This window comes from uncultured Oxalicibacterium sp., from assembly GCF_913776015.1.
Classification (GTDB): domain Bacteria; phylum Pseudomonadota; class Gammaproteobacteria; order Burkholderiales; family Burkholderiaceae_D; genus Oxalicibacterium.
In genome coordinates, this window is record NZ_CAJYMD010000071.1 from 1 (window position 1) to 18,706 (window position 18,706).

Sequence of the window (18,706 nt, forward strand, 5' to 3'; positions counted from 1 at the left end):
GCGATTCGGCTCTGAATTCGCGATTTGCGCTCAGGCGTTGCGAGTCGATGATCAGCTTGAGGGCCCCCTCCGCTGCCTGTGACGCAAAATTGTACATTTGCTAGCTGAATTGACCCGCGCCAACTGATCGACTTTCCATCGCTTAGCAAACGCTAGCGACGCGATCGTATACCCCTTCATAGATCGGTGCCCACAGATTGATGTGTATCTGTTTCAACGACCTTCTTTATTTGCGCGACTTCGCTGCCTCGCTCTTCGACCAAGAAAATAATTTGAGTGCATAGATGTCTAGCGAGGTGCTGGATCGTTTACTAACGTAAGAGAGCGCTACGGTTTTCAGCTTCCAAATAGCGTCTGACGGTGTTGCAAGAGATCCTTAATTGTCTGCAAGCTCTCTTAATGTGGCCTGGTAACGTAGGTAGTAGCGTCGAATGATGCTGAAGTAATGCCACGTCGATCATTACATCTCCCCCTCACTTTAGTAAGTAGGATTGTTGTCTATATGTGGCTCAGTTTTCAGTGCAAATAACAGTAAGCTAAAAGATCGGCAGACAGGCATTATCGGAACACATCTTGCATGGATGAAACGCATATCTTGTGTTGGGATTCATGCTGAACCAAAGAATGAAGAGGTTGTCACAAAGACATCGAGATGCACATATTTTCACCTATTCCGTTGTGATGCTTGAATGTGTTTTTTGCATCACGCGGTTTCTTTCATCACTTCAATCATGCTCAATCGTCGTAATTTTCTGCAATCGGCTTCGATTGCTGCAGCGTTGGCTGCTATTGGTATGCCTGCAGATGTACTTGCTGCGGCGCGTCTGAAATTGGGGGCTGCATCGCGGTTTTCATTTGAATCTTTGATCGAACGCGCGAAAGTTGCAGCTGGACAGGCTTACAAGCCTCAACCTAAACCTCCCACCTCCATTCTTGATCGTATCGATTATGAAGAGCACGGTAAAATCAAATTCGATACCGACTATGCGCTTTACGCAACTGGACCGGGCCAGTTTCCTGCAACGTTCTTTCATCTAGGACGTTTCTTTCAGGCACCCGTGCATATGTATGCGCTGGATAGCGTCGGCGGTAATCAATCCGCGCGAGAAATTCTGTACGACGAAAGTTACTTCGACATGCCGAAAAGCAGTCCTGCGCGCGAGCTGCCCAAGAATAGTGGTTTTGCAGGATTTCGTTTTCAAGAGAGTCGATTAGGAGATCAAAAGAAGCTCGACTGGAAAAAAAATGACTGGGTGGCATTTTTGGGGGCGTCGTATTTTCGCGCCATCGGCGATTTGTACCAATACGGTTTGTCCGCGCGTGGTGTGGCAATCGATGTTGCGCAACCAGACAAGCCGGAGGAGTTTCCTAATTTCACGCACTTCTATTTCGAGCCACCCGCGGATGGCAGCGATACTGTCGTTGTTTACGCGATGCTGGACGGGCCTAGCATTACGGGCGCCCACAAATTCGTGATGAAGCGCAATGCCGGTGTCCTCATGGACATCGACTCAGCTTTGTTCTTGCGCAAAGATGTCGAGCGTCTGGGGATTGCGCCTGCGACGTCAATGTACTGGTTCTCCGAGACGGTCAAAGGGACGGGCGCTGACTGGCGTCCTGAAGTGCATGACTCTGACGGACTGGCAATCTGGAACGGTGAAGGTGAGCGAATTTGGCGCCCATTGAATAATCCGCGCTTCACGATTGCGTCGTCTTTTAGTGATCGGAATCCGAAAGGTTTTGGTCTTTTGCAGCGCGACCGTGATTTCGATAATTACCAGGATGGTGTCAATTATGAGCGTCGTCCTAGTTTATGGGTTGAACCGCTCGATGGTTGGGGTGAAGGCAGTATTCAGTTGATCGAGATACCAACTGACGACGAAATTCATGACAACATCGTTGCGATGTGGGTGCCGAAAGAGAAAGCTGTTGCAGGGAAAAGTTACCGCCTGCGTTATCGCTTGCATTGGCTTAAAGATGAACCCATGCCAACGCCATTGGCACGCTGCGTGGCTACGCGTTTGGGAAATGGCGGTCAACCTGGTCAGAACCGTCCGCAGAATGTGCGGAAGTTCATGGTGGAATTCAAAGGCGCACCACTCGAAAAGCTGGCGTTTGGGGAAAAGCCCGAGGCTGTGCTATCCGCATCGCGGGGAAAATTTTCCTATGTTTTTACCGAGGCGGTACCGAATGGTGTTCCGGGACATTGGCGTGCGCAATTCGACTTGACTGTCGATGGGCCGGAACCAGTCGATATTCGATTGTATTTGCGGCATAAGAATCAAACCTTGTCGGAAACCTGGTTGTATCAATACCAAGCTTTCCGATCGCGGAACGTGTACGACAACTGATCTGATGTGATTGACTCGCCTATGAAATAGTGGCGGGAGAGAAGAAAAGGGGGTGTGCTGCAATGCGGGCACATCCCCTTTTCTGCTATAACGATTGAGAAACATCATCCATTTTTGAAAGGGCGCATATGGAGGCCGTCATCGTCGCGGCAGGCCGAACAGGTATTGGCAAGTTTGCCGGTACTTTGTCACAGACACCGGCCGTTGTACTGGGTGCCACAGTGATCGCCCATCTGCTCAAGCAAACGCGTATTCCAGCAGAGCAGATTAGTGAAGTCATCATGGGGCAGGTGCTGACAGCCGGATGTGGTCAAAACGCTGCCCGCCAGGCGGCCATACGTGCCGGCTTACCGGATATGGTGCCTGCTTTCACGATCAATAAGGTATGCGGTAGCGGCTTAAAAGCCGTGCAACTTGCGACACAGGCGATTCTTTGCGGCGACGCAGAGATCGTGATTGCGGGTGGGCAGGAGAACATGAGTTTGGCTCCGCATCTGATGCCGGGGAGTCGGTCAGGGAAACGTCTCGGCGATATCGTGATGCAGGACAGCATGCTCGTCGATGGTTTGCAAGATGCATATCACCATTACCACATGGGCGTGACTGCCGAGAACATCGCGAGGAAATACGGCATCACGCGAGAAGAACAGGATGCCTACGCTGTCGCTTCACATCGCAAAGCGGCCATCGCACAGCAGGAAGGTCGCTTCGATGCGGAGATTGTGCCGATTGAGGTGAACGATAGCCGGCATGTGGAATCGTTTGCGCGTGACGAGTACATTCGTCCGGCCACGAATGCCGCAACACTCGCTGCATTGAAGCCGAGCTTCATGCCAGATGGCAGCGTCACTGCAGGAAATGCATCAGGCATCAATGACGGCGCGGCTGCTGTCATCGTCATGTCGGCGGATAAGGCACGAGCGATGGGCTTGCAGCCGCTTGCGCGTATCAAGGCTACGGCCTCGGCGGGTGTCGATCCGGCGTTCATGGGCATGGGGCCGGTGCCGGCAGTCAAACGTTGTCTCGCCAAGGCTGGTTGGACGCATGCCGAGGTAGATCTGATGGAAATCAATGAAGCCTTTGCCGCGCAGGCTATTGCCGTCAATCGCGATATGGGTTGGGATGTCAGCAAGATCAATGTGAATGGTGGTGCGATCGCGCTTGGTCATCCGATCGGCGCATCGGGCTGCCGAGTTTTGGTGACTCTGCTGCATGAGATGCAACGACGTGATGTCAAACGGGGCCTGGCCAGTTTGTGCATCGGCGGTGGCATGGGCGTGGCGCTGGCTGTCGAGCGTTAAACAATGCAGAAACGTGTTTTGGTGCTGGGCCCGCTCAACGCAACCACTGAGACAATCTGTTTTCGCTTCAGCGAACGGGGATATCGTGTGCACTTTCTGGCCTTGGCGCTCCCGCAAGTGATCGATTTATGGCAACGAAAAATGCACGAGAGCGATTGTGAGATTTCGGCAGAAGCATTTGCCAGTGCGATACCGGCGCAAGTGCTAGAAATCGATCCTCCACGTTGGCAGAAGGCGGATCTGGCGATCTTCATCGATGCGAATGCGACGTTAGGCGACATGCTCATTGAGCAATGCGTGCATCTGGAACAGATCATTCGTGTTGAGCAAAGCACTCATGACGTGCCGCCGTTCCGTTCATCCTCTAGCAATCTGCGAATCAACACGATACGTGCCATCAATCTGGCATCAAACGATGAAGAAGGCCACCACATTGCGTCGTCTTCGCATGAAGTGCTGATGCTGGAGGGAGGGCAAGCTTATGAAGTCGCCATGCTGGCGCTATATCTTGCTTCCCGTGATGCGACGGCTATCGCCGATGCGGTCATTGATATTCCGGCCGGCCGCTATCTTTCCTGAGTTATCGGGAATGTAGGGCAGTTTGCCGAACGGTGCAGAAATTTAGCAAAGCAATATTGCTGTCATCCCGCCTTGATGCTGATGCGCACATCACCAAGTTGCACGACCTGGCCTGCACGAATCTTGCAGGTTTTGCGTAGCTCCTGTTGACCATCCACCTTGACGTTGCCGCTGGCCACGATCACTTTTCCTGCGCCACCGCTCTCGCATACGCCGACAAGTTTGAGTAGTTGATTCAGTTCGACGTATTCGTCGTTCAATATGAATTCAAGACGTTGCATGGTGATGAAATTTCAGTTGCGAGAAAGGGTGGTGCCAGCCTTGTCGAGCCAGGTATCGAGTGTTGCAAGCAGATCGATCTGACTGAAGGAGCAGCTTTCTTCGGTAAAGAGACTGCCTGCTTCCAGACGACCCAGCAAGTCTTCCATGACGGTGGTGTATTGCGGGGGCAATGCTGCGAGCAAGGCTTGTTGTGAACGCCACGTCTGACAGAGCGTGGCAATCGACATGCGTTTCTGACGCAGGTCTTGCAATGTATTACGCAGCGCGGAAAGGGTAACTTCGTGTTGCATTGATTCGATCGTCGATAAAAGGTTGGGCTACAGAATAGCCTGCACGAATAGCGCAAGGACGCTGAGGTAGCCGATTGCCCACGTAAGAGAGCGCAGTGTCGCATGATCGCTGAGATAAAAACAGGTGTAAGCGATGCGTGCAACGATGAAAACCACGGCTGTCGTATCGATCGTCGCCTGGGCAACGTGCAGTTGCTGAGCCGCGAGTACGCTGGCGGCAAAGAAGGGAAATGCTTCGAAATGGTTGCGATGTGCAAAGTCGGCGCGACGTCGATAGCCTTCCTGCTTTTCCAGCCAGCGTCGTGGTTCATGGTTGTCGTAACCGCGTAAACCTGCCTTGGCTATACCGACCGTGATGATCGGCAGTAATCCGGCAATCAATATGCACCAGTAGGCAATCGGCATGACAGTTCTCCTTTGTTTGCGGACGACAAGTCCAGCGTTCAGTCAGCTTGCGGCGCAATGGACTCGGCGTAATCGTAGAGTGCACCCAAGATATTTTCGGTACGCTCGTCTGCATCATGCGAAAGCGTTTCGATATCGGCAAACAGATCGTCGATTGTACGTGCGCCGCCAGCACCTTCAAACAACCGCGCAGCACGATGTGCTTCCCAGCGTGACGCATCTTCTTCCGATAGGGTGTTCGGGAAATTGCGTGCTCGGTAGCGCCAGACGAGTTCTTCAAGACGTGGATCGCTAAAGGACGGTGTAGCTTTTGCCAAGGCTTCTGGAGAGAGGGCGCGCAATTCCTGCAACAGGCGGCGATCACCGTTTGCGATAAAGCCGCCGTAAAGATCTTCGTCCACGTCTGGCGTACCTTCTTGCGGGCGATGGAAGACCTCTTGCCAGATTGCGCTCATGTCGGGTGCATTGGCAGCGAGATCTGCATGACGCAACGCGGCGTTCAGATCGATATTCCAGCGCGCACAAAGATCGGGGCTCAGCGTTTTCAAGTTACTGATGACGATTGGCGACTTATTCAAATGGACGGTCTTGATTGGCAAGCGCGTCGTACCTTCAGGCAGCGCGTCGCTTTTGCTGAACATGCGCAGCCGAATCTGGTCGGCATCCAGTGAAAACAGCGATGTAGGATCTTCTGCCAGATCCCAGACGATGACTTCATTGCGGTTAGTCGGGTGCACGGCGAGTGGCCAGACGACACCGATGCAGCCTCGTTCAACAGGGAACATGCCGGTGATGTGCAGAAATGGCTTGTACATAGGTAAACCGATTTCGCTCGCGACGCGATCTTTCTTGTGCAAACCGAAGCAAAAGTCGAAAAGACGCGGCTGGCGATCACGTATCAGTCGTGCGATGGCGATGGTGGCACGTACATCCGACAACGCATCATGTGCCGCTTCGTGAACGAGTCCATTGGCTTTGGTCAAATCTTCCAGGCGAAAACTTGGGCGGCCATCGGGATGGCGCGGCCATTCGATGCCTTCCGGGCGTAATGCATACGTGGTGCGTACAACGTCGAGAAGGTCCCAGCGGCCGCAACCGTTTTGCCATTCGCGTGCATAAGGATCGATCAAATTGCGCCAGAAAAGAAAGCGTGTCACTTCATCGTCGAAACGAATCGTGTTGTAGCCGACGCCAATCGTACCGGTGGCAGACAGGGCGCGTTCAATTTCAGCAGCGAAAGCGTGCTCATCGATGCCACGTTCTAGGCATGTCTGCGGTGTGATACCGGTAATCAGACAGGATTGCGGGTCTGGTAGAAAATCGTTGGCCGGTTTGCAGTAGAGCATGATGGGTTCGCCGACTTCATTCAGGTCGGCATCGGTACGAATTGCCGCGAACTGGGCCGGACGATCACGACGTGGCTGGGCGCCGAAGGTTTCGTAGTCGTGCCAGAGGAAGGTGTGGTTGGACATCAATCAGCTTGTATGAAATTGTGGAATACGACGGTCAGCAGGCGACTTGGTCACGACCGGCACGTTTGGCGCGGTAGAGCGCGGCATCAGCAGCGGCGATCAGTGCCTCCGCCTGCTGCTCGTTATGCAATATGGTGACACCAAAGGATGCGGTGATGTGCGGCATCGAGACGACAGAGTCGTCGAAAATCACGGCGTCCCGCATGCGTTCGCACAAGCGTTGGGCCACCATACGACCAGCCGACAGCGTACTGTCCGGCAGAATCACGGTCAATTCCTCTCCGCCGTAACGTACGGCAAAGTCGCTGGGGCGTAGCGCTTTGTTCAATACATCGGCTGCAGTGCGCAATGCCTTATCGCCGATTAGATGGCCATGATCGTCATTGAAACGTTTGAAATGATCGAGATCGATCATGATAAGGGCCAGCGGTTCATCTTTTGTATGCGCCTCTGCAACGAGATTTGGCAACTCCGCATTGAGCCAGGCGCGATTGTACAAGCCCGTCAGACTATCGATCATTGAAAGCCGACGATAGAATTCACCGACTTTTTCGCGTCGCCGCAACTGTGCATTGGCGGCGCGTAACTTGAAGGAAAGCTGACGCAATAGGTTGCGCGCTACGCCATCGGCTTCGTCAATCAGACGCCACAGCGTGTTCGAGGCGATGATCAAAACGACGCTGTCTTCCAATGCAGTCAGACTGCCAATCGATGCCGTATCGTCCAGGACGGATTGTTCGCCCACGCTTTCACCCGGCAAAATCTTTTCGGTACGAATTTGGCGTGGACCGTCGCTTTCATCCAGCACGGTGCTGCCCAAGGCGCCACTTAATACGATGTACAGACAACTTTGCATGTCTTGCGGGACATTGACAGTTTGGCCTTGCACGATATGTCGTACTTCGGATGAGGCCAGTATTGTGGTTACCTGTGCATTGGTAACGTTGTCGAACAGGTGAATGCCCTCGAGCGTATGGCCGGAAGCGGAAAACGGCATGGAATTGTGCGCCACTGCAGCTCCCGATCAGGCATCGTTCAGCAGCACACGGCTGACTTCTTCGTACATCATTTCGGTTTCATGAAACACGTGCATATAGGTTTCCTCACTCAAGCCGAGATCGTCCCAGGCGGTAGCGGATACCGGGGGCACTCTATCGTCCGGTTGCTGAGAAAGATCCAGTGCGCGTACAACCGCATTGGCGATATGCACGATCGATGCCAGAGAATGCACTTTCTGATTTTCGGGACGGTAATGCCCGGCGATTGCGTTGCGGATTGATTCAGAAAAATTCCAGTGCGTCGCCAGTGCTACACCCGCCGTCACATAGGTTACGCCCAGCACGGCCTGTTCGGCTTCAATCCAGTGACAATCATGCTCATCGCGATAGGTGATGACCGCTTCGTATTCGCGCCGGAAGTAAGTGGCTAGAACGAGTCGCCCGATGTCATGCAGCAGGCCCGCGGTGAAAGCGTAGTCCTGATTGACGTGCAGATGGCGCGCAAGTACACGCGCACATACCGCTGTGGCGATCGAATGTCGCCACAGTGCGGTGAAATCCAAACCATTGACATGGCCTGCAGGGAAGTAACCGGTGAGTGCCGATGTCGTCACCACGTGTTTGACGGCATCGACACCGATCAGCGTAACGGCTTGTTGAATCGTCGTCACTCGGGACTGCAGGCCATAAAAAGAAGAGTTTGCAAAGCGCAGTGTCTTGCCCGACAACGATTGATCCTGCGATACCTTGCGTGTGATGAGCTGGATGTCGACGTCTTCGCGTGTGATGCTTTTCATCAAATCCTGCACGATCGGTGGCAACACCGGCAAATCGCGGATCTGACGCAGCACCTGATCGAAATGCAGGAGGTGGCCGTTTGTCGCGGACGTCATGGTGCCTCCTCGCCCAGTCGATATTTGCGTATATAGCGATGAAGTGTGGCCGTTGCAGGGCTGTCGTCCTGATTACGAAACAAGCGTTCTATGCGCTCTGAATAGTAGGCCCGTTGAACTGCCTCTTCTTCTGCTGTCATTTCACCCATCTCGATACGCAACCATGCGATGTCGTGGCGTGCCAGTGCCGCAATCGTATGCTCGGTCAATGCCACACCTTTTGACAGCAGCACCTGGCCCTGTGCATCAAGCACGTTATCCGATAGCACCATGCCGGCTTCCGCCTCTTCGAGTGCGACTTGCTTGTGAATGATGGTCAAGGTTTTTGCTCACAAGAGTGGTATTGGGTCTAGCTTATCACCGCAACAGTGCGCTTTCCAGCCATGTTTTCTACGAGAAAAAGCGCGTTGCAACGTATGGCAGCATTAGACGCAATAACGATTGCGTCCGAGACTCTTGGCCTCATACAAAGCGGCGTCCGCACGCCGGATCAATTGATCCCAGGAACAGGCATTGGCGGGCAAAATTGCCAGCCCCACGCTGATGGTGACAGGGTGTATGCCAAGAAAACGATAGCGATGCATGGCATCTACCAGGCGTTGCCCGACAGTTTCTGCATCTTCATGACCGACTCCTGGCAGAACCAAAAGAAATTCCTCACCGCCATAGCGACCGACCAGATCGATGCTGCGGCAGGTTTCGCGCAGAATGGTGGCGACGTCGGTAATGACGATATCGCCCGACGCATGACCAAACTGATCGTTGAAGTGCTTGAACTTGTCGATGTCGACGAAAGCGATCGCCAGATCACGCTTGAGGCGGTTGGCAAGCGCCAATTCACGTTCGCCATTAGCATCGATGGCACGTCTGTTCAAAAGACGGCTCAATTCATCATGGGTGGCGAGATGATGGTTTTCTTCGATCATGCGTTCGAAGTAAAGCAGAAGCAAGCCGATCGAGTAAAGCAACACGCCAGCAATGGGAGCGATCAAGGTCGAAAAGGTTTCCAGCGTGGCGTAATCCTGTATCTGCAGCACGCCTGAAAAGTGCAGGCTGTAGAGCACTATGCGAATTGCATTGTTAAGCAGCAGGATGATCAGGGCTGCTGGTGCCAGTGTTTGCACGAATGTACGTGGCAATCCGCCTTGACCACGCCACAATGCCAAAAGACTGCCTATTTCACCAATCATTAGGAGCGGCAAGGCAATTGAAAAACGATGCAGCAGGTTGGCGCCGAGCAAAAGCCCGATACTCATGGCAATCAGTATGGCTGCTACGAGTAACCAGCTAGTCCAGGAAATGCGTTGCTTATAAAAAGCCTTGATGCCATGCCATTGCAGTACTAGGCCCGTCATGATGGCACCTGCACTGAAAATGACTGTCGCCGGGTGATAAGCGCGTTTATTGAGTATGGCGCAGAAAACGCCGATGGCCAGCATGACGGCAGCCATTGACCAGTAGCGCGTGCATTTTTCATCGCGAGCGGTCAGATAGACCCCGGCCATGACCAGTGCGATACAAAACTGTACGACGATGAGCGCAATGCCGGCGGTGGGGGCATCCATGTTACCGATCCGACTTGACGAGACAGTTTTGGGAAAGGGTTATGCAGTTACAGCAATTTTAGTGGAAGGCCGATATCTACATTGTTAAATATTGTTTTGGCGTTGTTTGCAAGGTCCCTTACGAAGCTCCTTATGTGGAAGCCTTACTCCATACCTTGTTCTTCCTTGGGTTTGTAGGCATGGCGCTGCAGTACTTGCAGGCTAATGACGTCCAAAACATCGTGATTCGTGCTCTCAAGTACAACTAAAGGTGCCATCCCGGCACGCCATGCTTCTACCCAGCGACTGGCGCACAAACACCATTGATCACCCGGTTTAAGTCCGACAAAGCCAGGCCTCGGCGAGCTTAGGTCATTGCCTGAGGCTTCACTGAACATCAAAAACGTCGGATTCATAACGGCGCAGACGACATGATTGCCAATGTCATCGTCGCAGGTCTTGCAGCAGCCATCTCGAAAGAAGCCGGTTACCGGGTCGAATGAACAAGGTACGAGCGGTTCGCCGAAGACGTTTCTGGCAATAGGGAATTGTGATGCATTCATGAGCGATGTGCCGCGAAGTAGCGGTGAGAATGCGGCGCTAGGGTATTAGCGCCGCAAATGACACAAGCCCACACTTTATCATGGGCGTGGTTCTCATTTTTGGCGTTCGAGACCGAGTGCCTGCTCCATATCTTCCATTTCAATCTCAATGGCTTTGGTGCTGATCGAAATCTCGTAAAGGGAAAAAAGTAGTGCAGTTACCAACAGAAAAATGCTGAGCCCAAACACGATCTGGGCCACGGTGTGTACTTCGATGAAAATCAAGAACATCGACAGTGCACACAAGATGAACGCAGATACCCCCAATGCCTGCATGCGACGTATCAGGATGATGCGTTGTCGCAGATTGGATATTTGCCGAATCACGACATCCTTTGCTCCAGTCTCATATTTTGTATGTAACTGACGAATCAGTTGTGCGGTTACGAGAAAGCGATTGGTAAAGGCTACCAGTAACAGGGAAATGGCTGGGAATAGCAGCGCTGGCGTCGTGAGATTCATGGCGTTCCATCAAATTGGTTGAATTTGAAAACAGCGTGTTGGCCTCGGTAAAGGCGAGATATTGGCGATTGAGCAGGCAAGAAGCACACCCGCTTTGCTTCGCAAGATTAGCCTAGCAAATACGACTTGCGTTACGCTGACAGTGGCTTGGCTCGTTGTTGTTTTTTCTGGATTTTTTGACGTGTTGAATTAGGCTGTACAGAAGAAACATAGCAGAGCGAGTCGCTAGGGCGTTCCTCGCTAAATCAACTAAATTGATTAGACTAATACACAGTCAGCATATGCCGTCGGGGTGTAGCTTAGTCCGGTAGAGCGCTACGTTCGGGACGTAGAGGCCGGAGGTTCGAATCCTCTCACCCCGACCACCTTTTTTGGTTTGATCGATGCGATCCATTCTCTGTTTTTACTGTTTTCTAAGCGGTACGGACGAACAGTGTAGTCAGGGGGGAATTACCAAGGACACGGCTGCGATGCCCATGCACATGGGGATCGAACGTTGCGCCATCTGGCAACGTGTCGTTCGAAAAAAAATGTTCACCAGCCTTGAAGATGCGTGATGTGCCATCGCGCAGACCGATCTCCATCTCACCACTCAAGACCACCAGCCATTGCGCCGTCGTCGTGCAATGGAAATCGCTGCTCACGCCAGGTGGACTTTGGCGTACCTGAAAACCACTAGACGGAATCAGATCGGACAACAACGCCTTGGGTGTGCCGCCGGGTAGCGGCAAGTCTTCTTCACGAAACTTGGCAAAGCCATCTGTATCGGTGTAGAGAACAACGGTCTTGAAAACAGTCATGGCAGGTAATGAAAAGTAGTTTGAGTAAGATCATGCAGATGTCGTATTAACGATCACAAATTCGATCACAATGCCCGGCACCGGAATGGTAAACAATTGCAACTCGCTGTTATCTGGCAGCGCGGTCAGGCGATGTTCGATTTTGCTTTCAGCGAGCTTGGCGACGAGCGTATCCCATTGCGCTGCGGTCTCGACGCGAAAGGCAAGATGATCGATGCGGGATGATTGCTTCGTAGGTGGAAGATCCGTTTTGGTTTTGATGATATGAATGACTGCCTTGTCATCGTGATACAGCCAGAGTCCATCGAACGAGAATGCAGGGCGTGGGCCGATCGTCAGGCCTACCACGTTGCAGAGAAAGTCACGGACCGTATTGAGATGAGGGGTGGCAAGTGTAGCGTGGTCTAGTTTCATGGCGTTATTGTAGGCGCCAAGGTGGTATATCGGAAATCGATTGACGATTGATGGCTGCTTGCTAGGAGATGAAGTGGCAGCAGCATTAAAAGAAACCCCCGATCTTGTCGGGGGTGAAATACCGGCTGACGACCGGTATGGGGCAGGCTTTGCTTAATCGAAGCTAGGTAACCTTACCAAGCCTATTTACATCTTCGGCATGATCACAGTGTCGATGACGTGAATCACGCCATTGTCTGCAGCAATATCGGTCTTGACGACGTTTGCCTTATCGACCATGACCTTGCCGCCGGTGGCGCTCACCTTGATGCTCGAGCCTTCCACCGTTTTTACATTACCCGGCTTGACGTCCGCTGCCATGACTTTGCCTGGCACCACGTGATAGGTCAGAACCTTGGTCAGTGCCGCCTTGTCTTTCAGCAGCGCATCCAGCTTGGCTTTCGGAATTTTTGCGAAGGCTTCATCCGTTGGTGCAAACACGGTGAATGGGCCCGGACCTTTCAGCGTATCCACCAGCCCAGCAGCTTGTACGGCCGTGACCAATGTGTTGAAAGAGCCAGCCGATTTGGCTGTGTCGACGATATCTGCTGCATGGCTCATGCCTGCAGCGATGGCGAATGCGGTACCGATCAAGAATTTTTTCATCATTATCTCCAGGGTTGTCATTAATTAAAGATCAATCAAGTGATGGTTTTAGCGACGAGTGGTGTACCGGTTTTGTCTCGGCGTTGAATCACTCTACGAAGAAAAGCTTTCCGTGTCTAGCCAATGAACCGCTATAATCAATGCATAAACGGTTCAATATCGGTTCAATCATGGAAAAGCCAAATAGCTCCCCGGCGCCCTCTCAATCGGCAGGCGCCTCCACATTTCGTAGCGGCGTGGCAGCGCGCATGGCCGGATTGGCCGTGGAAACTCTGCGCGTCTGGGAGCGACGCTACAACCTGTCGGAAGTGCATCGATCGGAAAAGGGGCAGCGACTGTATACGCAAGAACAAGTCAACCGTCTGCGTCTGCTGAAAAGACTGGTCGATCAGGGGCATGCCATCGGCACGCTGGCAGATTTGCCCATGGATCAGTTGGTGCAACTGGGCACCGCCAATGCAGCGCAGCAAAATCACCGAGCCGGCCCGATTCGTGTCGCACTGATCGGTCCACGCCTGCGCGAGCGTCTGGATGCCAGCGGGCGCGTTAGTGGGCAACTGGACATCTGCAGCAACAGCAAGACACTGGACGACGCGCTGCCAGTCCTGCCAGAAGTACATGCCGACGTGCTGGTGATCGAACTATCCGAGCTAGATCAATCCGCCGTGCCGATGATCCTGCAGGCGCGCGAGGCTGCTGGTGCAACTGCAGTGGTGGTCCTGTATCGCTTTTGCCCCAGTGCCACGATCCGTCATTTGCGCATGCAAGACTGTCTGGTCGTGCGCGTACCGGCAGATATGGGCGAACTGGTCCTGCTTTGCCGCACCGCTCTGACAGGCCAGCGTGCCGAGGTCCGGCATCAGAATGAACCGTTGGCACAGACCGATGCTGCGTCACCGCGTTTCGATGACGATACTCTCAGTCGCTTTGCCACGGCCGGTAACAGTATCGACTGCGAATGCCCGCGCCATCTGGCCGAGATACTGCTCATGGTTGGCAGTTTTGAACGCTACAGCGCGAAATGCGCCTCGCGTAGTCCGGAGGATGAACAGTTACACCAGCATTTGGCACGCACGGCCGGTCAGGCACGCCTCATTCTGGAAGACGCGATGGAAACACTGGCACGTGCGGAAGGCTTCACCTACTAAAGCGCGGCATGGCATGCTGGTAGCCTGATACCAGAGCGGGGATGGCCAGCGGCTGATTTGCCAAGCCGGCATCCGATTTTGCCAACCAACTCATTTGTGAGGAAGACATGCGTAAACAATTATTGGCCTTATGCGCAGCCTTGCTGATTGCCGCCCCCGTCATCGCAAATGACACTGTGACTGGCGCAGCCGCGGACGTCAGTCAAAAAGGAACAGTCAGAGCCATCAAGGGCAAGATCACTGGTGATGAAACCGCGGATTACCTCATTAAGGTTGCCGCAGGGCAGACCCTTACGGTCGATCTTCAAACCAGCAATGCATCCAGCTATTTCAACATCACCGAGCGTGACGCAAGCGAGGCGCTATTCATTGGATCAGTCTCCGGGAATACTTACGAAGGCGTGATCTCTGCCAAAGGTGTCTACATAGTCAGCGTGTACCTAATGCGCAATGCGGCAAGGCGGGGCGAGGTTGCCGACTACACATTGAACATCAGCGTGAAGTAGAAGCGGTAATGACCAGCAACTGCATGGCGAATATTGCCCAATGGCGTTGCCAATATCAGTGGTCGCGTTCAGTGCTTACATCCAGAGCGGGCGTCTGCATAGAAGAGGTCCAGGCGATCTCGGTGAAATTCAATTCAAATTGCTCCATCGGCTGATTGTTTGCCTGTGGCTGAACCTGTACTTGGCTCACGATCGCATCGTACAAAGCCAGTGTGATCAGGTGGGTTGCGCCGTCCTCGGATTGACGCAGGATATACATTCTGGTTGGTTGATTCTTGCCTTTGCCAAGCGGCTGCGCACGCAAGCAATACTCGAACAACTTGACGGATGCTGTATCGACATACTTCACACAAGTGATTGTGGTGAGGCCGATAGAAACGGGGTACATCGAGGGAGCAGCATCGCCATCGCCCAGCATCGCAAGCGGGCGTCCCACGCCTTGATGCACTGAGACGAGTTCAATGTATTTTCCTGTCTGAAGGTTGTATCCGAGCCATTGATCTTCGCGCAGGTTAGGGCTATGCGACATATCCATGTCGGCAAGCACCGCCGGGTCGCCGGGTTCCAGCAGGATGATCTCAATCGCATTCTCAACTGACGATGGGAAAGCAGGGAGGCGCTTAGGCATCAACGTAGCCAATGCCTTTTGCCATCAACACCGCACACAAAATCATCAGGCCAAGCAAGGTCAATTCGACATGGATGACCAGACGCAGCGTGCGGGTTTGTGCTTCGGTGACGGTTGGCAGAATGCCTTGTTTGATCGACTTGTTCCACTTCAGAAAAGTCATCGTCGGATAAATCGAGATCAGGCCAACCAGGATAAAGAGCGCCATCTTGGCGAAGAAAGGCGCGCTGTGCATGTAGTAATACGCGCCTTTTTCAAAATACATCACTCGCAAACCACCGATGACCAAAATTAGACCCGCTGCCATGCCGTAGATGGCGTCGTAGCGGATGATTTTCTTGGCAGTCTCCAACGTGAATGGTTGCTTCAGCATTAGCATTTCAAACGCTAGCACTAGCATGATCGCCAGAAAACATATGTGGTGCAAAAAAGCTGCAAAAGCGCTCATTGTTTACCTCTTTAAAAGCATTGCCAGCGCATTATGCAATAGTCGTTGTCACACGACTTGAATAGATGATTAGTCGATTCTGAAATGCTCCTCATCATCACGCTCTAAGACATCAATTGACCCCATAAACATGGGATGCCGAATGGAAAAAACAAAAGTTAATCTAAAGATTCAAAAACTACAGGGATGGGCGCACTTGCGTACCAAAATTAAATGAAATTAAAGGTAAGTGCATTCCTTATGAAAGATGGCGTTGATCAAAACGCTATATTGGCAGTTGATGCGGATGTGTCTTCTCATACTTTTGAAATCGATAATATTTCTTATGATTTCTATTGGAATATTTTTCAATCTAGACCTAAGTGGGTAGAGCTATTTTCTGGTCTAGAAAATTTTGATACAGAATCAATGCGGACTAGAGGAGTGCAAGGTTTGCTTGTCTTTAAGAGACAAGAAAGAATTTTTTGTTTTACATTCGGCCATGCTAGGCATCTAATTGATCCATTGGCTATAGAACGTTATTTCGGATTTAAGGTTGCGTTAAGTTTGAGTGATCCTGATGCAATTAAATCTATTGATAAATCTACTATAGATAAAGTCCCATTTCGCTCAAGAAGCCAATCTTCAAAATACGTTTCAATATCGCAGTTCGAGTTTAGATTTGATTGGGAGATATTGAAATCATTAACTGGAATCGTTGATGTACAGGATGAAGATAGTGATTATGAAGTTGTGACAGGATCAGACTCTGTTTCTTTATTTACAGACGTGTCATTGCAAACTATGCCTTTACTAGCGGATAGGCTTTTGAATGCAATAAACGACGAAAGTTATAAAGAAAAATATCCTGGCATCGATTACATTGTTCCTGTAAGAGATCGAGTATTAGTTGAACAACTAGATCTGACGCTGATTAATAAGATCAACGAGGGTGATTTCGAGTCCGCTTGGCTAGCCCCGCCGGCTCTGATTGAGTATGAAAATTTTTCTGGATTTTGCTATAAAAGAAGGCATACTCGTTCGTCCTCTCAATTAACTTATCCAGATTTGGATTTAGCTCAGTGCCTGCGAGACAAGCGAATGGACGCACTGGAGGTTGAAAGTGCAAAATCGACTCAGATATTTTTATATGGAGATAATGATCAATTATTGACCACATGGCCTCTATATCATTGTCTGAATGGTGAGATTCAGATGAATGACGATCTTTTCGTGCTGAGTGACGGAGAGTGGTACCAAGTAGAGATGAATTTTTGTTCTCAAATAAATCGTTACTTTGATGAGTTCCCTCGCTCAGATTTGATTCTACCCAATTACGATGGCAAGCATGAAGGGCCTTATCTAAACGATGTTGCAGATAATGAAAATTTCTTTTTAATGGATCAGAAGTTTGTTAGGCCAGAAGGTGCTTCAAGTAACATAGAATTCTGTGATCTATTAACACGAGAGGATCATTTAATTCATGTAAAAAAATATTCTTCTTCGAGTGTTTTAAGTCATTTGTTTTCCCAAGCCTACGTATCCGCAGAATCACTTCTTCAAAGTCCGGATTTAATCGAGCAGATAAATGGTCACCTTCCAGAAAGTAAACGTTTTGCGTTCGATTCGTCAGCACATCCACGACCGAGTAAGATAATTCTCGCTGTAATGCAGCATCGAAGTGGCGACCTTCATATGCCATTTTTCAGCAAGGTGAATTTCAAGCAGTACTCTCAGAAACTAAAAAATATGGGGTTTTCAGTAGAGCTTCTCAAAATAGCTTTATAGCTTGTGTGACTATGTTGGGAAATTATTTTCCCCAACCATCCTTCAACGTCACAGCTCGGTTAAACACCGGTTTCCCTTCCTTGCTATCCACACGATCCGCAACAAAGTACCCATGACGCTCAAACTGGAACTTGTCATCCGGCTTGGCCGATGACATGCCTTGTTCGAGATAGGCGGTGATCACTTCCTTCGAATTGGCATTCAACGCAAGTTTGAAATCCTTGCCGCCTGCATCGGGATGCGGATCGGTGAAGAGGCGGTCGTAGAGACGGACTTCTGCTTCGAGCGCGTGTGCGGCGCTGACCCAGTGGATGTTGCCTTTGACTTTGTAGTTGTTGGCGCCTTCCGTACCCGATTTGCTGTCGGGGAAGTAGGTGCAGTGGACGGCGGTGATGTTGCCATCGGCGTCTTTGTCTGCACCAACGCATTCGATTACGTAGCCGTAGCGCAGGCGTACCTTGTTGCCGGGGAAGAGGCGGAAGTAGCCTTTGCTTGGTACTTCCATGTAGTCCTCTTGCTCGATCCACAGTTCTTTGCTGATCGGGAAGGTGCGGACGCCGCGTTCCGGGTGATGCGGATGTACGGGGGCGCTGCATTCGACAGCTTCGCCTTCGGGGAAGTTGTCGATGATGAGTTTGAGCGGACGCAGTACGGCGACGGCGCGTGGTGCTTTGGCGTCGAGGTCGTCACGCAGTGCGCCTTCGAGCGTGCTCATGTCGATCCAGCTATCGACTTTCGATACGCCGATGCGCTCGGCGAAAAGTTGGATCGCTTCTGGCGTGTAGCCGCGACGGCGGATGCCGACAATCGTTGGCATGCGTGGATCGTCCCAGCCATCGACGATGTTTTCTTCCACCAGTTGCAGCAGTTTGCGTTTGCTGGTGATGGCGTAGGTGAGGTTGAGGCGCGCAAATTCGTACTGATGCGGCAGCGGCGTTTTGAAGAAGCCACCTTCAGCCAAGCGTGCCAGCACCCAGTCGTAAAACGGACGGTGATCCTGGAATTCGAGCGTGCAGATGGAGTGCGTGATGTTTTCGATCGCGTCTTCCAGCGGATGGGCAAAGTCGTACATCGGATAGACGCACCATTTGTCGCCGGTTCGATGGTGATGCGCGTGGCGAATACGATAGATGGCTGGATCGCGCAGGTTCATGTTGGGCGAAGCCATGTC

At 51.7% G+C, this 18,706-nt stretch carries 22 protein-coding genes and 1 tRNA gene; 7 read left to right on the plus strand and 16 right to left on the minus strand.

Annotated features, from left to right (window positions below; all coding sequences use genetic code 11):
* Positions 1 to 731 precede the first annotated feature (731 nt).
* From QZ725_RS12720 to QZ725_RS12730, 3 genes are all read left to right on the plus strand, one after another.
* Entirely contained in the window at positions 732 to 2,351 is a 1,620-nt protein-coding gene (locus tag QZ725_RS12720) for a glucan biosynthesis protein (protein WP_293780147.1), read from the plus strand.
* A gap of 128 nt (positions 2,352 to 2,479) precedes the next feature.
* A complete protein-coding gene (locus QZ725_RS12725; protein ID WP_293780150.1) occupies positions 2,480 to 3,652 on the plus strand; it encodes an acetyl-CoA C-acetyltransferase in 1,173 nt (390 codons plus the stop codon).
* A 141-nt stretch (positions 3,653 to 3,793) separates the two neighbouring features.
* Positions 3,794 to 4,231: a hypothetical protein gene (locus QZ725_RS12730; RefSeq protein WP_293780153.1), complete on the plus strand. Its 438-nt coding sequence runs from the start codon at positions 3,794 to 3,796 to the stop codon at positions 4,229 to 4,231.
* 62 nt (positions 4,232 to 4,293) lie between these two features.
* On the opposite strand, the gene QZ725_RS12735 is transcribed toward QZ725_RS12730, so the two are convergent.
* The 10 genes from QZ725_RS12735 to QZ725_RS12780 form a co-directional block, all read right to left on the minus strand.
* A complete protein-coding gene (locus QZ725_RS12735; RefSeq protein ID WP_293780156.1) occupies positions 4,294 to 4,512 on the minus strand; it encodes an RNA-binding S4 domain-containing protein in 219 nt (72 codons plus the stop codon).
* A 12-nt stretch (positions 4,513 to 4,524) separates the two neighbouring features.
* Entirely contained in the window at positions 4,525 to 4,803 is a 279-nt protein-coding gene (locus QZ725_RS12740) for a hypothetical protein (protein WP_293780159.1), read from the minus strand.
* Positions 4,804 to 4,830: 27 nt separating this feature from the next.
* Positions 4,831 to 5,208, minus strand: a complete 378-nt coding sequence (locus QZ725_RS12745; protein ID WP_293780162.1) for an MAPEG family protein — start codon at positions 5,206 to 5,208, stop codon at positions 4,831 to 4,833.
* A 38-nt stretch (positions 5,209 to 5,246) separates the two neighbouring features.
* Complete coding sequence (sbcB, locus tag QZ725_RS12750; protein ID WP_293780165.1) at positions 5,247 to 6,680, minus strand: exodeoxyribonuclease I; 1,434 nt, start codon at positions 6,678 to 6,680, stop codon at positions 5,247 to 5,249.
* A 34-nt stretch (positions 6,681 to 6,714) separates the two neighbouring features.
* On the minus strand, positions 6,715 to 7,692 hold the full coding sequence (locus tag QZ725_RS12755; RefSeq protein WP_293780168.1) for a GGDEF domain-containing protein: 978 nt from the start codon (positions 7,690 to 7,692) through the stop codon (positions 6,715 to 6,717).
* Between the two features lie 12 nt (positions 7,693 to 7,704).
* Positions 7,705 to 8,571, minus strand: a complete 867-nt coding sequence (locus tag QZ725_RS12760) for an HDOD domain-containing protein (protein WP_293780171.1) — start codon at positions 8,569 to 8,571, stop codon at positions 7,705 to 7,707.
* Positions 8,568 to 8,891 carry a hypothetical protein gene (locus tag QZ725_RS12765; RefSeq protein WP_293780174.1) on the minus strand — a complete coding sequence of 108 codons (324 nt, stop codon included), beginning with the start codon at positions 8,889 to 8,891 and terminating at the stop codon, positions 8,568 to 8,570. The genes QZ725_RS12760 and QZ725_RS12765 overlap by 4 nt, the downstream gene beginning before the upstream one ends.
* A 105-nt stretch (positions 8,892 to 8,996) precedes the next feature.
* Entirely contained in the window at positions 8,997 to 10,136 is a 1,140-nt protein-coding gene (locus QZ725_RS12770; RefSeq protein ID WP_293780177.1) for a GGDEF domain-containing protein, read from the minus strand.
* Between the two features lie 143 nt (positions 10,137 to 10,279).
* Positions 10,280 to 10,678 (minus strand): DUF2237 domain-containing protein, encoded by a 399-nt coding sequence (locus tag QZ725_RS12775; RefSeq protein ID WP_293780180.1) that lies wholly within the window; start codon positions 10,676 to 10,678, stop codon positions 10,280 to 10,282.
* A gap of 93 nt (positions 10,679 to 10,771) precedes the next feature.
* The gene (locus tag QZ725_RS12780; protein WP_293780182.1) at positions 10,772 to 11,179 is read right to left on the minus strand and encodes a DUF2721 domain-containing protein; all 408 of its coding nucleotides are present in this window, start codon (positions 11,177 to 11,179) and stop codon (positions 10,772 to 10,774) included.
* Positions 11,180 to 11,467: 288 nt separating this feature from the next.
* On the opposite strand from QZ725_RS12780, the gene QZ725_RS12785 reads away from it, so the two are divergent.
* Positions 11,468 to 11,544, plus strand: a tRNA-Pro gene (locus QZ725_RS12785).
* A 48-nt stretch (positions 11,545 to 11,592) separates the two neighbouring features.
* On the opposite strand, the gene QZ725_RS12790 is transcribed toward QZ725_RS12785, so the two are convergent.
* The 3 genes from QZ725_RS12790 to QZ725_RS12800 form a co-directional block, all read right to left on the minus strand.
* Complete coding sequence (locus tag QZ725_RS12790) at positions 11,593 to 11,979, minus strand: hypothetical protein (RefSeq protein ID WP_293780184.1); 387 nt, start codon at positions 11,977 to 11,979, stop codon at positions 11,593 to 11,595.
* 30 nt (positions 11,980 to 12,009) lie between these two features.
* Positions 12,010 to 12,393 carry an extradiol dioxygenase gene (locus QZ725_RS12795; protein WP_293780187.1) on the minus strand — a complete coding sequence of 128 codons (384 nt, stop codon included), beginning with the start codon at positions 12,391 to 12,393 and terminating at the stop codon, positions 12,010 to 12,012.
* A 186-nt stretch (positions 12,394 to 12,579) separates the two neighbouring features.
* Positions 12,580 to 13,038, minus strand: coding sequence for a fasciclin domain-containing protein (locus QZ725_RS12800; protein WP_293780189.1), 459 nt, complete (start codon positions 13,036 to 13,038; stop codon positions 12,580 to 12,582).
* Between the two features lie 170 nt (positions 13,039 to 13,208).
* On the opposite strand from QZ725_RS12800, the gene QZ725_RS12805 reads away from it, so the two are divergent.
* Positions 13,209 to 14,186 carry a MerR family transcriptional regulator gene (locus QZ725_RS12805; protein ID WP_293780192.1) on the plus strand — a complete coding sequence of 326 codons (978 nt, stop codon included), beginning with the start codon at positions 13,209 to 13,211 and terminating at the stop codon, positions 14,184 to 14,186.
* Between the two features lie 107 nt (positions 14,187 to 14,293).
* Entirely contained in the window at positions 14,294 to 14,692 is a 399-nt protein-coding gene (locus QZ725_RS12810; RefSeq protein WP_293780195.1) for a hypothetical protein, read from the plus strand.
* Positions 14,693 to 14,747: 55 nt separating this feature from the next.
* On the opposite strand, the gene QZ725_RS12815 is transcribed toward QZ725_RS12810, so the two are convergent.
* Both QZ725_RS12815 and QZ725_RS12820 read right to left on the minus strand, forming a co-directional pair.
* On the minus strand, positions 14,748 to 15,320 hold the full coding sequence (locus QZ725_RS12815) for a type VI secretion system tube protein Hcp (RefSeq protein ID WP_293780198.1): 573 nt from the start codon (positions 15,318 to 15,320) through the stop codon (positions 14,748 to 14,750).
* Positions 15,313 to 15,768 carry a DUF2214 family protein gene (locus QZ725_RS12820; protein ID WP_293780201.1) on the minus strand — a complete coding sequence of 152 codons (456 nt, stop codon included), beginning with the start codon at positions 15,766 to 15,768 and terminating at the stop codon, positions 15,313 to 15,315. Before QZ725_RS12820 ends, QZ725_RS12815 begins: the two co-directional genes overlap by 8 nt.
* A gap of 213 nt (positions 15,769 to 15,981) precedes the next feature.
* On the opposite strand from QZ725_RS12820, the gene QZ725_RS12825 reads away from it, so the two are divergent.
* Positions 15,982 to 17,535, plus strand: a complete 1,554-nt coding sequence (locus QZ725_RS12825) for a TIGR04141 family sporadically distributed protein (protein WP_293780204.1) — start codon at positions 15,982 to 15,984, stop codon at positions 17,533 to 17,535.
* 22 nt (positions 17,536 to 17,557) lie between these two features.
* On the opposite strand, the gene glnS is transcribed toward QZ725_RS12825, so the two are convergent.
* Positions 17,558 to 18,706: glutamine--tRNA ligase (gene glnS / locus QZ725_RS12830; RefSeq protein WP_293780207.1), on the minus strand; the 1,149-nt coding region annotated here is incomplete at its 5' end.

Coding starts and splice junctions, on each gene's coding strand:
- QZ725_RS12820 (WP_293780201.1), bottom strand. CDS start 15,768: ATGAGCGCTTTTGCAGCTTTTTTGCACCACATATGTTTTCTGGCGATC.
- QZ725_RS12730 (WP_293780153.1), top strand. CDS start 3,794: ATGCACGAGAGCGATTGTGAGATTTCGGCAGAAGCATTTGCCAGTGCG.
- QZ725_RS12720 (WP_293780147.1), top strand. CDS start 732: ATGCTCAATCGTCGTAATTTTCTGCAATCGGCTTCGATTGCTGCAGCG.
- QZ725_RS12800 (WP_293780189.1), bottom strand. CDS start 13,038: ATGAAAAAATTCTTGATCGGTACCGCATTCGCCATCGCTGCAGGCATG.
- QZ725_RS12775 (WP_293780180.1), bottom strand. CDS start 10,678: ATGAATGCATCACAATTCCCTATTGCCAGAAACGTCTTCGGCGAACCG.
- QZ725_RS12770 (WP_293780177.1), bottom strand. CDS start 10,136: ATGGATGCCCCCACCGCCGGCATTGCGCTCATCGTCGTACAGTTTTGT.
- QZ725_RS12815 (WP_293780198.1), bottom strand. CDS start 15,320: ATGCCTAAGCGCCTCCCTGCTTTCCCATCGTCAGTTGAGAATGCGATT.
- sbcB (WP_293780165.1), bottom strand. CDS start 6,680: ATGTCCAACCACACCTTCCTCTGGCACGACTACGAAACCTTCGGCGCC.
- QZ725_RS12805 (WP_293780192.1), top strand. CDS start 13,209: ATGGAAAAGCCAAATAGCTCCCCGGCGCCCTCTCAATCGGCAGGCGCC.
- QZ725_RS12825 (WP_293780204.1), top strand. CDS start 15,982: ATGAAATTAAAGGTAAGTGCATTCCTTATGAAAGATGGCGTTGATCAA.
- QZ725_RS12760 (WP_293780171.1), bottom strand. CDS start 8,571: ATGACGTCCGCGACAAACGGCCACCTCCTGCATTTCGATCAGGTGCTG.
- QZ725_RS12810 (WP_293780195.1), top strand. CDS start 14,294: ATGCGTAAACAATTATTGGCCTTATGCGCAGCCTTGCTGATTGCCGCC.
- QZ725_RS12725 (WP_293780150.1), top strand. CDS start 2,480: ATGGAGGCCGTCATCGTCGCGGCAGGCCGAACAGGTATTGGCAAGTTT.
- QZ725_RS12795 (WP_293780187.1), bottom strand. CDS start 12,393: ATGAAACTAGACCACGCTACACTTGCCACCCCTCATCTCAATACGGTC.
- QZ725_RS12790 (WP_293780184.1), bottom strand. CDS start 11,979: ATGACTGTTTTCAAGACCGTTGTTCTCTACACCGATACAGATGGCTTT.
- QZ725_RS12740 (WP_293780159.1), bottom strand. CDS start 4,803: ATGCAACACGAAGTTACCCTTTCCGCGCTGCGTAATACATTGCAAGAC.
- QZ725_RS12735 (WP_293780156.1), bottom strand. CDS start 4,512: ATGCAACGTCTTGAATTCATATTGAACGACGAATACGTCGAACTGAAT.
- QZ725_RS12745 (WP_293780162.1), bottom strand. CDS start 5,208: ATGCCGATTGCCTACTGGTGCATATTGATTGCCGGATTACTGCCGATC.
- QZ725_RS12780 (WP_293780182.1), bottom strand. CDS start 11,179: ATGAATCTCACGACGCCAGCGCTGCTATTCCCAGCCATTTCCCTGTTA.